General features: G+C 29.0%; 2 protein-coding genes. One reads left to right on the forward strand and one right to left on the reverse strand.

All coding sequences use genetic code 11. From position 1 onward, the window contains the following. On the forward strand, positions 1-201 hold a 201-nt coding region (locus Q5I06_RS08650; RefSeq protein ID WP_305517798.1), incomplete at its 5' end, for a hypothetical protein. A 500-nt stretch (positions 202-701) separates the two neighbouring features. Here Q5I06_RS08650 and Q5I06_RS08655 read toward each other — a convergent pair. Beyond that, positions 702-1,112 (reverse strand): hypothetical protein (locus Q5I06_RS08655; RefSeq protein WP_305520942.1); only part of this gene is annotated, 411 nt, incomplete at its 5' end.

Genomic DNA, 1,112 nt, shown 5'->3' on the forward strand with positions numbered 1-1,112 from the left:
GATGAAGCGATGCTCTTTGGTGGTAAAGCTAATGCGATGGTATTAGATAATGAAGAGATGAAGAATACGCAAGGAGAGTTTTGGCCTATACTTGTAGGTCTTTTTGTTACTGGAGCTTCTTGGCTAAATGCACCTACAATAAATGAACATACTCATCCTGGAAGAGTTTTTTCTCCGCATCTTATTTCACATTTATTTTAAAAAAGACGCAAGAGAATGGAAAACTTAATTCAAGGCTTATTTATTATACATAGTACCTCTCTTATCTACCTCTTGTGTAATCTAAAATATCTAAAAATCTATGAAACTTGGATTATTTTAGGCGGAGGAATTATTATCTTATTTCTTTTTATCTATCCCATCATCGCAGAATCTCTAATATTTCCCTATATAATATTTTTAATTTTTAAGTCTTATCAAGTTATTAAAATAAAAAATGAATTTAAAAACTTCTTTATATCAGTAGGTATTTTATCTATATTTATTGTTATAAATATACTCTATTATATTCTAAATATTGATTTTTAATCAATTAGATAAATTATTTTATCTAAATTACACATCTTATATATCCCTATTTTTCTACCTATCATCGCAGCATTATCAGAACAAAACTCTAGAGGTGTGAGTAATAGCTTGGCTTGAAAATCATTACAGAGGCGGAAAAAAGAAGCCAAGAGCCTCTTTTTTTAACGCTTTATCTATTTATTTCTGATTTCATATATCTCTGGTTGAATGTTTTTATTGTTATTTGCCCATTGTGCGATCTTATCTATAGTGGCTTTATCTTTATCGATATTATTTTGAGTTTTATAAGGTCCTGCTAGATAAGTATAAACAATTTTATTACTACTATTTTTAAAACTATAAATTCTAAAAGAATGCTTTTTGAGTTGTTTTTCTAAGTTTGCATTCCTCTCATAAAGGGTAATAATATTGAGATAATATCCTGATTCTGGGGCACATCCCTGACAACCTGTTTTTGTTTGGGAAATAGAAAGGATTTTGGAAGCTCTAATTGTAGAAGACTGAGTGTGTTTATTTTTACCCTCTGTAATTTGTTTTTCTAAATCACTTACTTTTTTACCAAAGCTAAATCTTGCTCCGACATT

The organism is Helicobacter cappadocius (assembly GCF_030688855.1).
GTDB classification, from domain to species: domain Bacteria; phylum Campylobacterota; class Campylobacteria; order Campylobacterales; family Helicobacteraceae; genus Helicobacter_J; species Helicobacter_J cappadocius.